The following is an 18,116-nucleotide window of genomic DNA, read 5'->3' as shown; positions in this document are numbered from 1 at the left end:
CATGACGCAGACGCCGATGGACCGTGCCCTTGTCGAGGAGACGGCCAAGAAGTCCGCCCTCATCTGGGTCCAGGGCCCCGAGGGTGCCCCGCGCGCCCTGTGGCACATCTGGCACGAGGGCGCGGTCTGCCTCGTCGGGGACGGGCCCGACGAGCAGCCCCTCAAGGACCTCGGGCTGACCGACGGCGGCAGCGCCACCGTGACCGTGCGCAGCAAGGACAAGGGCGGGCGCCTGGTGAGCTGGTCCGCGCGGGTGGCCGAGCTGGCCCCGGGCGGCGAGGCGTGGACCGCGGCGGTCGACGAGCTCAAGGGCAAGCGGCTGAACGCGGCCGACGCCGACCACATCGCGGAGCGCTGGGCCCGTGAATGCCGGGTGCTGCGGCTGGAGCCCGCGCCCGGGGCTCTCGCCGAGCACCCCACCGGCTCCCTGGCGGCGGCCCCGCTGCCGTCCCCGGCGATCACCCGCCGCCCGATCCCGGCCGCGCTCCCCAAGCTCCTGGCCCGCCGCAAGAAGCGGGCCCGTGACGCCCGTAAGGACGCTTCCTAGCGAGCTGACGACCGTAAGGACGCGTCCTGGCTATCCGACAACCGTCTGACTGTCCGACAACCGTAAGGACGCGTCCTGGCCCGTGCGGGGCATCGGGATCGCCTACGGCGTCTCCGGGATCTGCTGCCCGTAGTCGAGCACATGGCCCTTCTCCGGGGCGGTCAGCTTGAAGCCCTTGTTCCAGTCCGCGAGCCGGATCACCCCCGCGCCACCCGCCCGCTGCAGCCGCAGCGGATACGGCCTTCCCTCCAGGGAGACGTCGAGCGAGCCGCCCTCACCGGCCTTACCGGCGCTGATGTTGATCGTCCGCACGCCGTCCACGTGTCCGTGGTCACCCGTGGCGATCTTGCCGGGCAGTCCGAGCAACCCGTCGAGCAGCAGCTTCATATCGGTGAAACCGCTGAGCCGCTGGTAGGAGGGGTCGCCGGAGGGGACCTTCACATACTTGTTGTCCAGCTTGCCGGCCGCGTTGCCCGCGCCGCCGCCGCCACTCTCGCCGTCGTGCGACCAGAAGCCCGCGTCGGCCTTGAGGTAGAGCTCCTTGCCGACGCGCAGCAGCTCGAAGCTGGAGCCCTTGGTGGAGACCTGGCCCGTGCCGCCGTCGGCGTTGAGCCGCATGTTCAGCTTGTAGGTGGCTCCACTGGTGACGAGGTTGCCGGAGAGCCGCACCGATTTCGCGCTGCCGGCCGCCAGACGGGCCTTGCTCTCGATCTTCGTGGCGGGGAGCTTTCCCACGCCGTTCGTCCCCGCGTCGGGATCCTTCTCCCCGCCGCCGCCACACGCGGCGAGCGTGGCGGCCAACCCCGCGCACATCGCCGCAACGACAGCCCTGTTCCGGGTGCGCACGTCCGCTCTGCCTCCTGATGCCGGTGCAGTAGGGCAGCGTACCGGTGCCGTCCCGCGGTGTCCGCAGGGTGCCGCGGGGCCCTCGCCCGGCGGCAGGGCAGGTACGGGCACGTTAGCCTGAACCCGGTGAAGAGCGGATCATTGCCTTGAATGACCACGAAACCTGACAAGGAAGCCCCAGATACGAGGGGAGGCAGGGCATGCCGGCAGGCGCCCCCCGGATCTTCGTCTCGCATCTCGCGGGCGTCGCCGTCTTCGACCCGAACGGCGACCAGGTGGGGCGGGTGCGCGATGTCGTGGCGATGCTGCGGCTGGCCGGCCGCCCGCCGCGGGTGCTCGGCCTGGTGGTCGAGGTGATCGGCCGCCGCCGGATCTTCCTGCCCATGACGCGGGTGACCGGTGTGGAGTCCGGCCAGGTCATCACCACCGGCGTGCTCAATATGCGCCGCTTCGAACAGCGCCCCACCGAGACCCTGGTCCTCGGCGAACTGCTCGACCTCACGGTCCGGCTGGTCGAGACCGGCGAGCCGGTGACGGTCCTGGACGTCGCGATGACCCAGCTGCCCGCGCGCCGGGACTGGGAGGTCGACAAGGTCTTCGTACGCCGCGGCAGGACCGGCGCGCTGCGCCGCCGCGGCGAGACGCTGACGGTGGACTGGTCGGCGGTCACCGGCTTCTCGCTGGAGGAGCAGGGGCAGGGCGCGGAGAACCTGCTGGCCACCTTCGAGCAGCTGCGCCCCGCCGACCTGGCCAATGTGCTGCACCATCTGTCCGCCAAGCGCCGGGGCGAGGTGGCGGCGGCCCTGGACGACGAGCGGCTCGCGGACGTCCTGGAGGAACTGCCCGACGACGACCAGGTGGAGATCCTCGGCAAGCTCAAGGAGGAGCGCGCGGCCGACGTCCTGGAGGCCATGGACCCCGATGACGCGGCCGATCTGCTCTCCGAGCTCCCCGAGCCCGACAAGGAGCGGCTGCTGGACCTGATGCGCCCCCGGGACGCGGCGGACATGCGGCGGCTGATGTCGTACGAGGAGGGGTCGGCGGGCGGTCTGATGACGACCGAGCCGATCGTGCTGCGCCCGGACGCCACCGTCGCGGACGCGCTCGCCCGGGTGCGCGACCAGGACCTGACCCCCGCGCTCGCCGCCCAGGTCTATGTCTGCCGCCCGCCCGACCAGACGCCCACCGGGCGCTATCTGGGCATCATCCATTTCCAACGGCTGCTGCGCGACCCGCCGTTCACCCTCGTCGGCGCGGCCGTCGACAGCGATCTGCCGACCCTGCCGCCGGACACCCCGCTGCCCGTCGTCGCCGGCCATCTGGCCACGTACAACCTGCTCGCGGCGCCCGTCGTGGACGAGACCGGCTCCCTGCTCGGCGCGGTGACGGTCGACGACGTCCTGGACCACATGCTGCCGCCCGACTGGCGGGAGCGCGAACTGCACGCCGGTATGGCCCTGCCGGAGGCCGCCGATGGACGGTGACGGCGGCCGTCTGGACCGGCCCAGGGCGCGGCGCCGCAGCCCGCTGCCGCGCTGGGACCCCGAGGCGTTCGGCAAGGCGTCGGAGCGGATCGCCCACTTCCTGGGCACCGGGCGGTTCATCGCCTGGATGACGGTCTTCGTCGCCTTATGGCTGGCCTGGAACAGCCTGGCGCCGCCGCGGCTGCGGTTCGACCCGTTCCCGTTCATCTTCCTGACGCTGATGCTCTCGCTCCAGGCGTCGTACTCCGCCCCGCTGATCCTGCTGGCCCAGTACCGGCAGGCCGACCGGGACCGGGTCAATCTCGAACAGGACCGCAAGCAGAACGAACGGTCCATCGCCGACACCGAGTTCCTCACCCGGGAGATCGCGGCGCTGCGGACGGGCCTGGGCGAGGTGGCCACCCGCGACTGGCTCCGCGACCAGCTGGCGGACCTGCGCCAGGGGCCGGACGGCGGCCGGACCGCCCCGCGGCCGGGCGGCCACGGCGAACCCCGGCCGAGTGAGGAACGCGACCGCTGACGGCCGTCCGCGCCCCGCCCCCGGCGCCGTACCATCTCCATATGGCTACCGACACCCTCCCAGCGCCGAGCGAAGACGCGGTACGCGCCGCGCTCGCGACGGTCAACGACCCGGAGATCCACAAGCCGATCACCGAACTCGGCATGGTCAAATCCGTCGAGATCGCGGCGGATGGCTCGGTCGCCGTGGTGGTCTACCTCACGGTCTCCGGCTGTCCGATGCGGGACACGATCACCAGCAGCGTGCGGACGGCGGTCGCCGGGGTCGAGGGTGTGACCGGAGTCACGGTCGACCTCGAGGTGATGAGCGACGAGCAGCGGCGTGAGCTGGCCGCCTCACTGCGCGGCGGCCAGGCCGAGCGTGAGGTGCCCTTCGCCAAGCCCGGCTCGCTGACCCGGGTGTACGCGGTGGCCTCCGGTAAGGGCGGGGTCGGCAAGTCCTCGGTGACGGTCAACCTGGCCGCCGCGCTGGCCGCGGACGGGCTCAAGGTCGGCGTGGTGGACGCCGACATCTACGGCCACTCGGTGCCGCGCATGCTGGGCGCCGACGGACGGCCTACCCAGGTCGAGAACATGATCATGCCGCCGTCGGCGAACGGCGTGAAGGTGATCTCGATCGGGATGTTCACCCCCGGGAACGCCCCGGTGGTCTGGCGCGGGCCGATGCTGCACCGCGCGCTCCAGCAGTTCCTGGCCGATGTCTACTGGGGCGACCTCGATGTGCTGCTGCTCGACCTCCCCCCGGGCACCGGCGACATCGCGATCTCCGTCGCCCAGCTGGTGCCCAACGCCGAGATCCTGGTGGTGACCACGCCGCAGCAGGCCGCGGCCGAGGTCGCCGAGCGGGCCGGCGCGATCGCCGTCCAGACCCATCAGAAGATCGTCGGCGTGGTGGAGAACATGTCCGGGCTGCCCTGCCCGCACTGCGACGAGATGGTCGACGTCTTCGGCACCGGCGGTGGCCAGGTGGTCGCCGACGGGCTCAGCCGGACCACCGGTACGACGGTGCCGGTCCTCGGCGCCATCCCGATCGACGTACGGCTGCGCGAGGGCGGCGACGAGGGCAAGCCGGTCGTGCTGACCGACCCCGACTCCCCCGCGGGCAGCGCGCTCAAGGCGATCGCGGGCAAGATCGGCGGCCGCCAGCGCGGCCTCGCGGGCATGTCGCTGGGCGTCACCCCGCGCAACAAGTTCTGAGCGAGCGCGGTCGCGGCCTGCGGCTGACGCGCTCGCAAGCTGAGGCCGGCTCGCTCGCAGGCTACGGCTGACGCGCTCGCCACCCACGGCTGAGGGGCGGTTTCCCCGGGGAAACCGCCCCTCAGCCGTATACGGCCCTACCCGTCGTAGCGGGCGATGTCCTTCACGACGGCGAAGCCCAGGCCGTAAGCGCTCATCCCGCGCCCGTACGCGCCGATGTGCACGTCCTCGTTCGCCGTACCGGCCAGCACCCAGCCGTACTCCGACTCGCGGTAGTGGAAGTCGGTCGGCACCCCGTCCACCGGGAGTGACAGCTGCGACCAGCTCTCGCCCTCCAGATCGTCCGCCAGTTCCCAGGCGATCGCGGTCTGCTGGTCCAGCCAGTCCTGGCGCAGCGCCCGCTCCATGCGGGTCGGCCAGGTGCACGACAACAGACCGGAGCCGGCCAGCCAGGCGGCCGAGGAGACCGAGGTGGCCTCCAGCTTGCCGGTGCCGTCGGCGCTGTCCCGCCCCGGGCGGCTGGCGACGGTGACGACCACCGTGAAGCGCTGCTGGTCCATATCGGTCTCGACCCGCAGGGACGGCTCCTCGCCATGGCCGGTCGAGCCGTACTCGACGATGCCGTCCGCGGCCGCACCCACCCGCATCAGCCAGCGGGGGCCGGTGAACGCCTCGTCAAGCCCGTACCAGGGGAAGGCGGCCATCAGATAGCCGTCGACGCTCCGCCGGGCATCGGCGGGCATCCCCTGCGCGGCCGCTGCCACCCCTCGTTCCCCTAGCCGACCCGTGGTCTCCATGTGCGCGCGGCCTCCTCGTTTGCCCTGCGTCGTGGGCGGCCCGCCCCCCTCGGGCGACCCTCACCCCGGACAAAGGGAGGATAGCCATACGGGTCAACCAGGCCGGGCATACGGGGGGATCAAGTGGCGTCGGAGTCGAAAGGCGGACGCTCCTCGCGCCCCGGCTCCTCGCGCTTGCGCAGCAGGTCAGGCGTGCTGGAGTCGTCCTTGGACAGGGACAGCGGGGTGGTGCCGGAAGCCCCTGAAGAGCCCTGCGGCGGATCACTCTCCCGGCCGTGCACCGCGTCGGCGACCTCCGCCATCTCCTTGCGGAGGTCGAAGCCGTTACGGATCTCCTTCAGGCCCAGCTCATCGGAGTCCAGCACGTGCTTGCGCACGAATGTCTTGGGGTTGAGGTCCTCGAACTCGAAGTCCTTGAACTCCGGCCCCAGCTCGGAGCGGATGTCCTCCTTGGCGCTGTCGGAGAACTCCCGGATCTTCCGGATGAACTGCGTCACGTCCCGAATCACCTTCGGGAGCTTGTCGGGGCCGAAGACGAGCACCGCAAGGACAACGAGCGCGACAAGCTCGAGAGGTCCTATGTCCAACACCTTGCAGCTCCTCAAGACGTCTGGGCCCCGGCCTGGGCCACTCAATACCGTACCTGGCGGTGGGGTCGGCGCGGGAGACGGCCGGGCCAACAACGGGCGTCAGCCGCTGCTCGCCGAGCCCAGCGTCAGCTCCGCGGCGCGCTCCTTGCCGTCGCGCCTGACGGTGAGCCCGAGCCGGTCCCCGGGGCGGTGGCTGCGGATCTTCACGATCAGCTCCTGGCCGCTGTGCACCCGGACGCCGTCCACCTCCGTGATCACGTCACCGGGCTCGATCCCCGCCTTGTCGCCGGGGCCGCCCGCGGTGACCGGCGCGCCGCCGCCGGCGCCCTTGGTGTTCACCCGGGCGCCGTCGCCCGTGTAGCTCATGTCGAGGGTGACGCCGATGACCGGATGGGTGGCCTTCCCGGTGTTGATCAGCTCCTCGGCGACCCGCTTGCCCTGGTTGATCGGGATGGCGAAGCCCAGGCCGATGCTGCCGCCCTGGCCGCCGCCGAGGCCCGAGCCGTCGTCGGCCGCCCGGATCGCGCTGTTGATCCCGATGACCCGCGCCTTCCGGTCGACCAGGGGGCCGCCGGAGTTGCCCGGGTTGATCGGGGCGTCGGTCTGCAGCGCGTCGACATAGCTGACGTCGCTGCCGTCCTCCTTCTCGCCGCCCGCGGTGATGGGGCGCTCCTTGGCGCTGATGATCCCGGAGGTGACCGTGCCCGCCAGGTCGAAGGGGGCGCCGATGGCCACGACGGGGTCGCCGACGCGCACTGAGTCGGAGTTGCCCAGCGGCAGCGGGGTGAGCCCGGAGACGCGGTCGACCTTGATCACCGCGAGGTCGTACCCGGTGTCCCGGCCGATCACCTCGGCCTTGGCGTCCTGGCCGCTGTTGAAGGTGACCGATATGTCGCCGTCCGTGCCGGCGGGCTGGACGACGTGGTTGTTGGTGAGGATGTGGCCCTGCTTGTCGAGGACGAAGCCGGTGCCGGTGCCCTGCTCCGCGCTGCCGCGCACATGGATGGTCACCACGCCAGGCAGCGAGCGGGCGGCGATCCCGGCGACGCTGCCCGGGGACCTGGCCTCCTTCTCGACCGGGGCCTGCGGCAGCTTCACATCGACACCCCCGGAGGCGCGGTCCCGCTCCGCGTAGGCGCCGATACCGCCGCCGAGGCACCCCGCCACCAGGGCGATCAGCAGCACCGCGATCCAGGCGCCGCGGCGGGAGACGGTCTTCCGCTCGCGCTCGGCGGGCGGCGGAACCACGGTCCAGGGGTCGTAGCCACCCCACTGGAGGCTCTGGGCGGGCTGGGCCATGGGGACGCCCTGGTGGCCCTGGTGGGGCTCTCCGGGGCCCGGAGGCAGCTGTGTGCCGTGCGGCGGGGTCATCCCGGGGTGCCGCGGCATGGGCGGAGGCGCGCTCTGGCCCGGTACGGGCCCCGCGGCGGGCGGCACGGTGGTGCTGCCGTGGGGCGGGGTCATCCCGGGCGCCTGGGACGGCGTCCGGGGCGGCGCCTGGGTCATCCCGGGCGGGAGATGCGTGCCCTGCGCGGGGGTCGCCACCGGATGCTGAACGGGCGGGGCCGGGGCCCAGGGCCCTGGGTCGCCGTAGGGCGGGGTGCTGTACGGATCGGGCTCGTGCAACGGCCGGGGCGCCCGCTCCTCGGGCGCCGGGCCCTCCACGGGGGCGTCCACCGGCTCCGGCGCCACCTGCGCGGCGGCCGCCTCCGTACGCTCCTCGGCGCCCTCCGCCGCGTCGTTCGGCCGGTCGCCGGGTCGCGCGGCGGCCGGGCGGCTCCACCACCTCGGCTTCGGCTTGGGCCCAGGGGCCTTGGCCATCGGCTCGTCCATGATCTCCTCTTTTGAGGGCTCGGTTCGCCTCCGGGGCGCAGAAGTCTCCCCCAGCTACCGCTGGGAGGTACCCCCTGTCGACGGTCGACGTGCTCGGTCGCTCGTTCCTCGCTCCCTGCGCGCGACTCCCTTACGACAGCGACGCGCCCCTTCGGCTCGCCCCCAGCTACCGCTGGGAGGTGCCCCCAGCCGGAAGACCCAAGCACCCCGGGCCAGAGCATCGCACCCGTCCGGGGGTATACATCGCCGCCTCCGGGTCGCGCTGCCCGGAGGCGATTCAATCAGGTCCGTCGGCGCTTGCGCAGGGCGGACGAAAAGACCTTGTCATGATCGGCAAAGACACGGGCGGCCGGAGACGGGGCGCCGTGATCGCCGTCGTACCGCTTCCGCGCTACTTCGGGGGCGCGCTGACCCCGAGGTACGGCGAGCCACCCGACGCGGGCCCGGACGGGACCTCCAGCTGGGTCGGCCGGGGGGCCGGGGGCGTGGAGTTCGACGTCCGCAGCAGCTCCGTGACCGACAGAATCGGCTGTATCAGCGGATTCAGCGCCGCCACGGGCTGGCGCAGGGACGGTGGGTACGGGGTGGCCGTCGGGGACGGGGCGCCCGTGCGGGTGTCCGTGGTGGCCAGCAGGCCCACCTCCTGGCGGGTGCGCTCCCGGACGCCCGCGTTCACGGCGGTGTCGGCGCCCGCCGGGGAGACCGCGGTGTCGGCGCCGTCGGCCGAATTGCCCGGGGGGCCGACCGCCGCGTCCAGCGGCAGGGCCGCGCCGAGCGCGAAGGCCGCCAGGGAGACCGCTCCGGCCGCCGCGAAGGCGAACCTGCGGCGCGGGGCGGGGCGCTCGACCTCATGGATCCGGAAGCCGCGCTGACGGGAGGCACGGGCCGACGCCGCCGGTGCGATCGCGGTGCCGGGGGGCATCGCGGGCACGAAGGCGAACGCCCGCTCCCGTCTCTCCTCCGGCTCCCGGACATCGCGCAGCTCGCGCACATCCCGCGATCCGCCGCGCAGATCGGGCGGGCCGAAGACGCCCGAGCCCCCGAAGGGGGAGCCACCCATACCGTCATCGCCGCCCGCGGCCGGCAGACCCTGGAGACGGGCCAGAAAGCCCTCCGACGGTGCCGGGGGCGCCGTCTGGGCGAACACGTTTTTCAGCCGACGCTGAGCATCGGCCTCCGCCTTGCACTTGCAGCAGGTGGCGAGATGGGCGAGGACGCGCTCCCGCGCGTCATGCCCCAGCTCACCGTCGACCAGAGCAGCAAGGCGGTCGCCGAGATGCTGCTCGGCGGGGGACGGACCGCCTGATCGGGTCACGCGATTCCGACCTCCCCGCTCAGCCGGGGGGCCGTGACACCCGGCACCACCGCGGCGACCTCTTGCTGCTGCCCGGTCCGCGCCGCGGGGGCGCGGTGCTGCAGCGCCTTGCGCAGATGCGAGCGGCCGCGGTGGATGCGGCTGCGCACGGTGCCGAGCTTGACGCCCAGGGTGGCCGCGATCTCCTCGTACGACAGCCCCTCGATGTCACAGAGCACCACGGCGGCGCGGAACTCCGGGGCGAGGGTGTCCAGCGCCTGCTGCACATCCGCGTCGAAGTGGGTGTCGTTGAAGTGCTGCTGGGGAGAGGGCTCGCGGCTGGGGAGCCGCTCCGCCGCGTCCTCGCCGAGCGCGTCGAAGCGGATGCGCTGCCGGCGGCGGACCATGTCGAGGAAGAGATTGGTGGTGATGCGGTGCAGCCAGCCCTCGAAGGTGCCCGGGGTGTACGTCGACAGCGAGCGGAAGACGCGGACGAACACTTCCTGGGTGAGGTCCTCGGCATCGTGCTGGTTACCGGTGAGCCGGTAGGCGAGGCGGTAGACCCGTGCGCTGTGAGTGCTGACGATCTCCTCCCAGGTGGGAGGCGTCCACGCCGCGTCCGCGTCCGTGGCGAAGGTCGCGGTGGTGGCGGACTCGGCGAGGGGCGCACCTCCCGTGCCCTTCGGGCTACGGGGGTGAGAACGGTCAGCGGTGTTGGTCACGGATTTCGGCTCGCCCACTGACCTGCGAAAGCGCTTCAGCACTCTCCGGTCACCGGCCGCAGCCGCACCTCCCCTGTCGGCTCTGGTGGTGTCCAGTAGAGCCCCTACCATATCCACCTCGCCCGTTAGCTCCGGATAAGCATTTTTGACCTGCATTTGGTCGTGATCCATACGGTCCCCCCGGCCTCTACAACGCCTGGTCCCATCTGCGGGTTCCCGTGCGCAGCGGATACAGTCACCGTTGCGCCAACTACGGGGACAGGAGAGGGTCATTACCGGCAACCGGCAGACGAGCTGGGCGTTCGCCGACGCGTTCGTCGCCGAGGACGAAGCCCTTCACTGGGCCCGTGACCGGGCCCGGGAAGCAGGGCTGCGCTCGGTGTCGGCGGGCACCGGCGCCGCGCTGCGGCTGCTCGCTGCCACCGCCGACGCCAAGGTCGTCGCCGAGATCGGCACCGGAACGGGCGTCTCCGGGATCCATCTGCTGCGCGGAATGCGCCCGGACGGCGTGCTGACCACCGTGGACACCGAACCGGAGATGCAGCAGTTCGCCCGGCAGGCGTTCCGCGCGGCCGGGTTCACCGGGAACCGGGCGCGCTTCATCCCCGGCCGCGCCCTCGACGTCCTGCCCCGGCTGGCCGACGGCGGATACGACCTGGTCTTCTGCGACGGCGACCGGCTGGAGTGCCTGGACTACCTCGCCGAATCGTTGCGGCTGCTGCGGCCCGGCGGGCTGGTCTGCTTCGAGGGGGTCTTCACCAACGGGCGGACCGTGGACTCCGCGGCCCAGCCCACGGAGGTGCTGCGGGTGCGCGAGCTGCTGCGGACCGTACGGGAGTCCACCGTGCTCCAGTCGTCCCTGCTGCCGGTCGGCGACGGCCTGCTCTGCGCGGTCAAGCGGGGCTGAATCTCACGGTCGGACGGGGCCGAATCCTCGCGGCCGGAACGGCCGGAAAGGTCGGGAACGGCCGCCCCGCCGCCTCCGGCGGGACCCCGTACAAGCGCTGCCCCGGCGGTCGGTACCTGACGTACCGGCCGCCGGGGCAGCGCGCGGGTGATGGTGGGCCGCAAGCCGTCAGCCGACAACCTTCTTCAGGGCGTCGCCGAGGGCGTCGGCCTCGTCCGGTGTCAGCTCGACGACGAGCCGACCGCCGCCTTCGAGCGGAACGCGCATGACGATGCCCCGCCCCTCCTTGGTCACCTCGAGCGGGCCGTCGCCCGTCCGCGGCTTCATGGCCGCCATGCTCGTTCCCCTTCCTGAAACCAGCTCATCGCAGCCGACAACCCAGGTGTCACCGGCATCGAACACGTTGCTTCCCCCTCATTATCCCGCATGGCACGACCCGATGACCAACATCGGTCGGCAACGCCTGCGCGAGGCGCTCCCCCAAAACCACCCAATTCGGGGAGGGGATCGCGGTAGCGTACCCCCGCCGTCACCGAACGAAGGGTCGGTTCTTTGACGCAGGTCACATGTCGGTCGGTCATGATCTCCGGCATGCTGTGCGCTGACCGCCGCGGCAGGCCCCCTCCCGGGCCCGCCGGTGCGGCCGCAGCCCGAGCCGCCCACCCGCCTCGCCCCACCGCCGGAGGACCGCCATGGCCGACACCGTGCTCTACGACCTCACCGAGGGTCTCGCGACGATCACGCTGAATCGTCCCGACGCGATGAACGCCCTGAACATCGACACCAAGGAGGCGCTGCGCGACGCGCTGCTGGAGGCCGCGGAGAGCCCGGCGGTACGGGCCGTGCTGCTCACCGGCTCCGGGCCGCGCGCCTTCTGCGTCGGCCAGGACCTCAAGGAGCACATCGGCCTGCTGGCCGGCGACCGCGACGGCAGCGGCGAGGGCTCGACCATGAGCACGGTGGCGCTGCACTACAACCCGATCGTCACCGCCATCGCCGGGATGCCGAAGCCGGTGGTCGCCGCGGTCAACGGCGTCGCGGCGGGCGCCGGGGCGGGCTTCGCCTTCGCCGCCGACTACCGGATCGTCGCCGACACCGCCTCCTTCAACACCTCCTTCGCCGGGGTCGCGCTGACCGCCGACTCGGGGGTCTCCTGGACCCTTCAGCGGCTGATCGGCTACGGCCGGGCGGCGGATCTGCTGCTCTTCCCGCGCACCATCGACGCCCAGGAGGCACTCGGCCTGGGCATCGCCCACCGGGTGGTCCCGGCCGACGAGCTGGCCTCCGAGGCGGCGGCGGTCGCCCGGCGGCTGGCCGAGGGCCCCACCGCGGCCTATGCCGCGATCAAGGAGTCGCTGGCCTTCGCCGCGGGCCACACCCTCACCGAGGCCCTGGCCATGGAGGACGAGCTGCAGCGCCGCGCGGGGGCCTCGGACGACCACGCCATCGCGGTGAACGCGTTCGTGAACAAGGAGAGGCCGAGGTTCACCGGCCGCTGACGGGAGCGGCCCGGCCGCCCCGGCCACCGGCCACCGGCGGCCGGGGCGCTCAGACCGCGTCGCGGATGTGGCAGTCGGCCAGATGGTCATTGACCAGGCCGCATGCCTGCATCAGCGCGTAGGCCGTGGTGGGGCCGACGAAACGGAAGCCGTGCTTCTTGAGGTCGCGGCTGAGGGCCGTGGACTCCGGGGTGATCGCGGGGACATCGGCGAAGGTCCGCGGGACCGGGCGGCCGTCGGGCGCCGGGGCGTGGGACCAGATCAGCTCGCTCAGCTCACCGGGCGCCAGGGCCGCCGCGGCGCGGGCGTTGGCGATCGTGGCGGCGATCTTGGCGCGGTTGCGGATGATGCCGGGGTCGGCGAGCAGCCGCTCCTCGTCGGCCTCGGTGAACTCAGCGACCTTCTTGATCGAGAAGTCGGCGAAGGCGGCCCGGAACCCCTCCCGGCGGCGCAGGATCGTCAGCCAGGACAGCCCGGACTGGAACGCCTCCAGGGAGACCCGCTCATAGAGCGCGTCATCGCCGTGGACCGGGCGGCCCCACTCCGTGTCGTGGTAGACGCGGTAGTCGGCCATGGTCTCGCTCTCCAGGCCCCAGGGACAGCGCGGCAGACCGTCCGGCCCCTCGACCACACCCTGCTCGCTCATGCGCCATGCCCTTCGTAACCGCGGCCCTCGAAGCCGTTCCCCTCGAAGCCGATCCCGTCGAAGCCCCTGCCCTCGAAGCCCCTGCTCTCGAAGCCGCCGTCCTCGAAGCCGCGCCGCCCGGGGCCGGGGCCCTCGATGCCGCCCGGCCCGAAGCCATGGTCGCTCTCCGGGGCCGACAGCGGATCGGGGCCGGGCCCGGAGGGCGACAAGGGCTTCGGGCGCGGACCGGCGAGCGCCGCCTCCAGCTCGGCGATCCGGGCGTCTCGCTCGGCGAGCTCGGCGCCGAGGCGGCCCAGCACATCGTCGACATCCGCCATCCGGTATCCGCGCAGCGTCATGGGGATCCGCAGCCCCTCCACATCGGCGCGCGCCAGCGGCCGGTCGGCGGGCAGCGGATCGTCCAGCCGGTCCGGGGGCACGTCGGTGAGCGGGCCGTCACCGCCGCCGACGACGGCGAGCGTGACCCCGCCGACCACAACGACCAGCGCGATCAGCAAGAACAAGAACACGGTGATCGTCTCCCCGTCAGATGCATGGTTGAGTCTGTGTCCGTCGGCCTCGATAACTGTCTGCCCCGATCGTGCCATGCCCCTCGGACAGTTATCGTCGCTGCCCGCAACCTGGAAGAAGACGTGAGGGAAGTTCGATGCTGCGGCTGGGACGACGTGAGTTCGGCGAGAACGACCGGGTGATCATGGCGATCGTGAACCGGACGCCGGATTCCTTCTACGACCAGGGTGCGACCTTCCGCGACGAGCCCGCCCTGACCCGCGTGGAGCAGGCGATCGCGGACGGCGCCGCGATCATCGACGTCGGCGGCGTCAAGGCCGGTCCGGGAGACGAGGTGAGCGCCGAGGAGGAGGCACGCCGCACGGTGGGCTTCGTGGCCGAGGTGCGCAGGCGCCATCCGGACGTGGTGATCAGCGTGGACACCTGGCGCCATGAGGTCGGCGAGGCGGTCTGCGCCGCGGGCGCGGATGTGCTCAACGACGCCTGGGGCGGGGTCGACCCCAAGCTGGCCGAGGTCGCCGCCCGGTACGGCGCCGGGCTGGTGTGCACCCACGCGGGCGGAGCCCAGCCGCGCACCCGCCCGCACCGGATCGGCTACGACGATGTGGTGGAGGACATCCTGCGGGTCACCCTGGAGCTCGCGGAGCGCGCCGTCGAGCTGGGGGTGCGGCGCGACGGGATCATGATCGACCCGGGCCATGACTTCGGTAAGAGCACCCGCCACTCACTGGAGGCGACGCGCCGGCTGGGCGAGCTGGCGGAGACCGGCTGGCCCGTCCTGGTCTCGCTGTCCAACAAGGACTTCGTCGGCGAGAGCCTGGACCGGCCGGTCAAGGAGCGGCTGATCGGCACGCTCGCGACGACCGCCGTATCGGCCTGGCTGGGGGCCCGGATCTACCGGGTGCACGAGGTGGCGGAGACCCGTCAGGTGCTGGACATGGTGTCGTCGATCGCGGGCCACCGGCCCCCGGCGGTCGCCCGCCGGGGACTGGCCTGAGTGGCCCGTTGAGGAGACGCGCCCGGTCAGGGGCCGGACTCCTTGGTCACCAGGTCGATCACCTCGTCGATGTCATCGGTGAGGTGGAACAGGTCCAGATCGTGCGGGGACGCCTTGCCCTCGGCGATGAGGGTGTTGGTGAGCCAGTCGACCAGGCCCTTCCAGTAGGCGCTGCCGAAGAGGACGATCGGGAAGCGGGTGACCTTCTTGGTCTGGACGAGGGTGAGCGCCTCGAAGCACTCGTCGAGCGTGCCGAGCCCGCCGGGCAGCACCACGAACCCCTGGGCGTACTTCACGAACATCGTCTTTCGCACGAAGAAGTAGCGGAAGTTGACCCCGATGTCGACGTACGGGTTCAGGCCCTGCTCGTACGGCAGCTCGATGCCCAGGCCGACCGAGACACCGCCCGCCTCGGTCGCACCGCGGTTGGCCGCCTCCATCGCGCCGGGGCCGCCGCCGGTGATCACCCCGAAGCCCGCCTCCGCGAGGGCCCGGCCGATCCGCACCCCCGCCTCGTACTCCGGGGACCCCTCGGGCGTACGGGCGGAACCGAACACGCTGATCGCCCGGCCCAGCTCCGCCAGGGCGCCGAAGCCCTCGACGAACTCCGACTGGATGCGCATCACCCGGAACGGGTCCTCGTGCACCCAGTGGGTGGCCGCCTGGGTGTCCAGGAGCCGCTGGTCGGTCGTCTCGGGTCGCATCTGATGGCGGCGGCGCACGACCGGGCCCAGACGCTGCTCCCGCAGCGCTCGCTCTTCTTCGGCGTTGCCCACTGAGTGCTCCCTTCGCCAAGACCAAGACCTGGTCAAAGATCTGTGCTTCAGGGTAGGCCCCTCGAGCGGCATATAGCCGAAATCCGGGCCACGCTCACCCACCGAACCGCTGATCACACAGGTTCAACGGGCTGCTAGCACTGCTAGGGCCTGTCTGGAGATCACAACTCCAGACAGGCCCTAACGGGTCAGCCAGGTCCGCAGTCGCTCCTCGGCCTCCAGGACGGCGGCGACCGGAACGTGCTCCTCGCGGGTGTGGGCCAGCTTCGGATCGCCGGGTCCGTAGTTCACGGCGGGCACGCCGAGCGCCGAGAAGCGGGCCACATCGGTCCAGGCGTCCTTGGGGGCCACCTCCACCCCGAGGGTCGCCACGAGGGCGGCGGCCGACGGATGGCCGAGACCGGGCAGGGCGCCGGGCGCGCTGTCGGTGAGCTCGACCTCGAAGCCGGTGAAGACCTCGCGGACGTGCGCGAGCGCCTCCTCCTCGGAGCGGTCGGGGGCGAAGCGGAAGTTCACCGTCACCGTGCAGAAGTCGGGGATGACATTGGTCGCGTGGCCGCCCTCGATCGTCACGGCGTTGAGGCCCTCGCGGTAGGCGAGCCCGTCGATCTCCGCCCGCCGGGGCACGTAACCGGCCAGCCGGTCCAGGATCGGCGCGGCCTTGTGGATGGCGTTCTCGCCGAGCCAGCTGCGCGCGGAGTGGGCGCGTCGGCCCTGGGTGCTCACCCGTACCCGCAGCGTGCCCTGGCAGCCGCCCTCGACCTTGCCGTCGGTGGGCTCCAGCAGTACGGCGAAGTCCCCGGCAAGCCACTCGGGGTGGTTCCTGGCCAGCCGCCCCAGCCCGTTGAGCTCGGCGGCGACCTCCTCGTGGTCGTAGAAGACGAAGGTGAGGTCGCGGTTGGGCGCGGGCACGGTGGCGGCCATGCGCAGCTGTACGGCGACGCCGGACTTCATGTCGGAGGTGCCGCAGCCCCACAGGATGCCGTCGTCGTCGAGGCGCGAGGGCACGTTGTCGGCGATCGGCACGGTGTCCAGATGGCCCGCCAGCACGACCCGCTCGTCCCGGCCCAGGTTCGTCCGGGCCACGACGGCGTCCCCGTCCCGGTCGACGGTCAGCTGGGGCAGAGCCCGCAGGGCCTGCTCCACGGCGTCGGCGAGCGCCTTCTCCTCACCGCTGACCGAGGGGAAGTCGACGAGCCGGGCGGTGAGCCGGGCCGCGTCCAGGGACAGGTCGAGTGCTGGGTGTGCCATACCCGCGACCCTAACCGGTCGGGCCGCGCGCCCGGCCGCCCCGGCCCACGGCCGCCGCCGCGAAGGTGGCGTTCCCCACCCCGCACCCGGGAACCGGAAACAGGCCCCGTGAGGCTCCAGTACCGTGTGGCCCGTGCCCCTGTCCGTCTTCTCCCACCGCGCCCGTCTGCTGCGGGCCGCGGTCGCCTGTGCCGTACTGCTGGGCCTGGCCGGATATCTGGCGGCGCAGCTGGTGACGGGCGGTGTAGGACCGCCGCGCTGTGTCGTACGGGCCAACGGCGTCCAGGTGCGGCTCTCCCCCGAACAGACCGTGAACGCCGCCACGATCGAGGCCGTGGCCGCCTCCCGCGGACTGCCCGAGCGGGCCGTCACCATCGCGCTGGCCACCGCCCTCCAGGAGTCGGGGCTGCGCAACATCCGCCACGGCGACCGGGATTCGCAGGGGCTGTTCCAGCAACGCCCCTCCCAGGGCTGGGGAAGTGTGCGGCAGATCCGCGATCCGGTCTACGCCGCCGGGCAGTTCTACGACGACCTGGTGCGGATGCCCGGCTATTCGCGGCTGCCGCTGACGGTGGCGGCGCAGCGGGTGCAGCGCAGCGGCTTCCCGCAGGCGTACGCGAAGCACGAGACCGAAGCGGTGGTGCTGACCGGCGCCCTCACCGGGCGCTCCGGGGCGGCCCTCAGCTGCCCGGGGCCGCCGGACGACGGCGAGGCGGGAGATCCGGTGCGCGTACGGACGGCGCTCAAGCGGGAGTTCGGCCCGGAGACGGAGGCGCGGCCGGCCCTGGCCGGGCACGGCGGCGGTCAGCAGGCCGCCCCCTCGCCGCACACGGTGCTGGTTCCGGTGCCCAAGGCAGCGGCCCCGGGACGTGCCGGGCAGCGCGGCTGGGAGATCGCGCACTGGGCGGTGGCCCACTCGGACGAGTTGCGCATCGAACGTGTCTCTTACGGCGGGCGCGAATGGAACGCGCGCAATTCCGGGGCGGGTTGGCGGCCGTCCAAGGGGATTTCCGGGGCGGAAGTACGGATCGACACCATGCGATAGCGCATGGAATCACCGCAGTTCAGAGCGGCTGACGGTGGATTGCGTGGCACGTACGGCGGAATGGTCCGGGCATATAACGCGCAGAAACGGATAGTGCGACGCATTACCAACTCTTTGCCTTGGGGCACCGCAACCTTCGCGAGGTTCGCGCGGTATTCACAGCGTCCGAATCGCCGGACCCAGACGCCAATTGTCCCCTCGTCAAAGGAGCACCATGTCCCTCCCTCTCACCCGTCGGATCGCCCGCGCGGCGCTACTGGTCGCGGCGAGCGCGGCTCCCGTCGTCGGCGCCGCCGGCGCCGCGAGTGCGGCGGAGCCGGCCCAGCCGCAGGCCAACCTGGGGCTGTCCTCGTTGGACCCCGCCTCGGTCGGTGAGGTCGCCGACGTCGCCTCGCAGCAGGTCGGGAGCACGGCGGGTGACGTCAGCGGCAAGGCCGGCGGGACCGTCAAGGGAATCCTGCCGGGCAGGGCCGCCCCGGCGAACGTGACCCCGGCCAAGCCCGCCAAGCCCGCCAAGCACGCGCAGCCCGCGCAGCCCGCGCAGCCCGCCAAGGGCGTGAAGGCCGCCAAGTCCCACAAGGCCGCCAAGAGCACCCCGGCCCGGGCCGCCCACGCCAAGGCCGCCGGTAAGGGCGAGAGCCGGGCTCTCGGGTACG

General features: G+C 72.3%; 20 protein-coding genes. 9 read left to right on the top strand and 11 right to left on the bottom strand.

Annotation, left to right across the window (positions count from 1 at the left end; all coding sequences use genetic code 11):
- Position 1 precedes the first annotated feature (1 nt).
- Positions 2 to 547, top strand: a complete 546-nt coding sequence (locus tag GWI24_RS22605) for a hypothetical protein (protein WP_210947741.1) — start codon at positions 2 to 4, stop codon at positions 545 to 547.
- Between the two features lie 102 nt (positions 548 to 649).
- On the opposite strand, the gene GWI24_RS22600 is transcribed toward GWI24_RS22605, so the two are convergent.
- Positions 650 to 1,393 carry a hypothetical protein gene (locus tag GWI24_RS22600; protein WP_210947740.1) on the bottom strand — a complete coding sequence of 248 codons (744 nt, stop codon included), beginning with the start codon at positions 1,391 to 1,393 and terminating at the stop codon, positions 650 to 652.
- Between the two features lie 200 nt (positions 1,394 to 1,593).
- On the opposite strand from GWI24_RS22600, the gene GWI24_RS22595 reads away from it, so the two are divergent.
- Genes GWI24_RS22595 through GWI24_RS22585 form a run of 3 tightly spaced genes read left to right on the top strand, consistent with a single transcriptional unit; the run spans position 1,594 to position 4,593 of the window.
- Positions 1,594 to 2,877 carry a magnesium transporter MgtE N-terminal domain-containing protein gene (locus GWI24_RS22595; protein WP_210947739.1) on the top strand — a complete coding sequence of 428 codons (1,284 nt, stop codon included), beginning with the start codon at positions 1,594 to 1,596 and terminating at the stop codon, positions 2,875 to 2,877.
- Entirely contained in the window at positions 2,867 to 3,397 is a 531-nt protein-coding gene (locus GWI24_RS22590; RefSeq protein WP_210947738.1) for a DUF1003 domain-containing protein, read from the top strand. The genes GWI24_RS22595 and GWI24_RS22590 overlap by 11 nt, the downstream gene beginning before the upstream one ends.
- 41 nt (positions 3,398 to 3,438) lie before the next feature.
- Positions 3,439 to 4,593 (top strand): Mrp/NBP35 family ATP-binding protein, encoded by a 1,155-nt coding sequence (locus tag GWI24_RS22585; protein ID WP_210947737.1) that lies wholly within the window; start codon positions 3,439 to 3,441, stop codon positions 4,591 to 4,593.
- Between the two features lie 137 nt (positions 4,594 to 4,730).
- On the opposite strand, the gene GWI24_RS22580 is transcribed toward GWI24_RS22585, so the two are convergent.
- The 5 genes from GWI24_RS22580 to sigE form a co-directional block, all read right to left on the bottom strand.
- Positions 4,731 to 5,390 carry a hypothetical protein gene (locus GWI24_RS22580; protein ID WP_210947736.1) on the bottom strand — a complete coding sequence of 220 codons (660 nt, stop codon included), beginning with the start codon at positions 5,388 to 5,390 and terminating at the stop codon, positions 4,731 to 4,733.
- 119 nt (positions 5,391 to 5,509) lie between these two features.
- On the bottom strand, positions 5,510 to 5,980 hold the full coding sequence (locus GWI24_RS22575; protein WP_037952227.1) for a sec-independent translocase: 471 nt from the start codon (positions 5,978 to 5,980) through the stop codon (positions 5,510 to 5,512).
- 99 nt (positions 5,981 to 6,079) lie between these two features.
- A complete protein-coding gene (locus GWI24_RS22570; protein WP_210947735.1) occupies positions 6,080 to 7,813 on the bottom strand; it encodes a S1C family serine protease in 1,734 nt (577 codons plus the stop codon).
- Between the two features lie 391 nt (positions 7,814 to 8,204).
- The gene (locus GWI24_RS22565) at positions 8,205 to 9,128 is read right to left on the bottom strand and encodes an anti-sigma factor (protein ID WP_210947734.1); all 924 of its coding nucleotides are present in this window, start codon (positions 9,126 to 9,128) and stop codon (positions 8,205 to 8,207) included.
- Entirely contained in the window at positions 9,125 to 9,940 is an 816-nt protein-coding gene (sigE, locus tag GWI24_RS22560; protein ID WP_210947733.1) for an RNA polymerase sigma factor SigE, read from the bottom strand. The genes GWI24_RS22565 and sigE overlap by 4 nt, the downstream gene beginning before the upstream one ends.
- A 130-nt stretch (positions 9,941 to 10,070) precedes the next feature.
- Between sigE and GWI24_RS22555 the strand changes: the two genes are divergently transcribed.
- Positions 10,071 to 10,736, top strand: a complete 666-nt coding sequence (locus tag GWI24_RS22555) for an O-methyltransferase (protein WP_137979415.1) — start codon at positions 10,071 to 10,073, stop codon at positions 10,734 to 10,736.
- A gap of 168 nt (positions 10,737 to 10,904) precedes the next feature.
- On the opposite strand, the gene GWI24_RS22550 is transcribed toward GWI24_RS22555, so the two are convergent.
- Positions 10,905 to 11,072, bottom strand: a complete 168-nt coding sequence (locus GWI24_RS22550; RefSeq protein ID WP_003966491.1) for a DUF3117 domain-containing protein — start codon at positions 11,070 to 11,072, stop codon at positions 10,905 to 10,907.
- 356 nt (positions 11,073 to 11,428) lie between these two features.
- Between GWI24_RS22550 and GWI24_RS22545 the strand changes: the two genes are divergently transcribed.
- Positions 11,429 to 12,235, top strand: a complete 807-nt coding sequence (locus tag GWI24_RS22545) for an enoyl-CoA hydratase-related protein (RefSeq protein ID WP_210947732.1) — start codon at positions 11,429 to 11,431, stop codon at positions 12,233 to 12,235.
- A gap of 49 nt (positions 12,236 to 12,284) precedes the next feature.
- On the opposite strand, the gene GWI24_RS22540 is transcribed toward GWI24_RS22545, so the two are convergent.
- On the bottom strand, positions 12,285 to 12,881 hold the full coding sequence (locus tag GWI24_RS22540) for a DNA-3-methyladenine glycosylase I (RefSeq protein WP_210947731.1): 597 nt from the start codon (positions 12,879 to 12,881) through the stop codon (positions 12,285 to 12,287).
- Positions 12,878 to 13,390 (bottom strand): cell division protein DivIVA, encoded by a 513-nt coding sequence (locus GWI24_RS45450; RefSeq protein ID WP_308343937.1) that lies wholly within the window; start codon positions 13,388 to 13,390, stop codon positions 12,878 to 12,880. The genes GWI24_RS22540 and GWI24_RS45450 overlap by 4 nt, the downstream gene beginning before the upstream one ends.
- Before the next feature lie 137 nt (positions 13,391 to 13,527).
- Here GWI24_RS45450 and folP point away from each other — a divergent pair, with 137 nt between their 5' ends.
- The gene (folP, locus tag GWI24_RS22530) at positions 13,528 to 14,388 is read left to right on the top strand and encodes a dihydropteroate synthase (RefSeq protein ID WP_210947730.1); all 861 of its coding nucleotides are present in this window, start codon (positions 13,528 to 13,530) and stop codon (positions 14,386 to 14,388) included.
- Positions 14,389 to 14,414: 26 nt separating this feature from the next.
- On the opposite strand, the gene GWI24_RS22525 is transcribed toward folP, so the two are convergent.
- Both GWI24_RS22525 and dapE read right to left on the bottom strand, forming a co-directional pair.
- Positions 14,415 to 15,164: a TIGR00730 family Rossman fold protein gene (locus tag GWI24_RS22525; RefSeq protein ID WP_210947729.1), complete on the bottom strand. Its 750-nt coding sequence runs from the start codon at positions 15,162 to 15,164 to the stop codon at positions 14,415 to 14,417.
- A 180-nt stretch (positions 15,165 to 15,344) separates the two neighbouring features.
- A complete protein-coding gene (gene dapE / locus GWI24_RS22520) occupies positions 15,345 to 16,415 on the bottom strand; it encodes a succinyl-diaminopimelate desuccinylase (RefSeq protein ID WP_210947728.1) in 1,071 nt (356 codons plus the stop codon).
- A gap of 124 nt (positions 16,416 to 16,539) precedes the next feature.
- Here dapE and GWI24_RS22515 point away from each other — a divergent pair, with 124 nt between their 5' ends.
- Together GWI24_RS22515 and GWI24_RS45445 are read left to right on the top strand one after the other, a co-directional pair.
- Positions 16,540 to 17,460, top strand: a complete 921-nt coding sequence (locus GWI24_RS22515; protein WP_210947727.1) for a hypothetical protein — start codon at positions 16,540 to 16,542, stop codon at positions 17,458 to 17,460.
- A 214-nt stretch (positions 17,461 to 17,674) separates the two neighbouring features.
- Positions 17,675 to 18,116, top strand: a 442-nt coding sequence (locus GWI24_RS45445; protein WP_247616734.1) for a hypothetical protein, incomplete at its 3' end; no start/stop codon positions are given.

It is taken from the genome of Streptomyces sp. MK37H, assembly GCF_018035285.1.
GTDB lineage: Bacteria > Actinomycetota > Actinomycetes > Streptomycetales > Streptomycetaceae > Streptomyces > Streptomyces endocoffeicus.
This window is presented reverse-complemented; position numbering and strand designations above follow the sequence as displayed.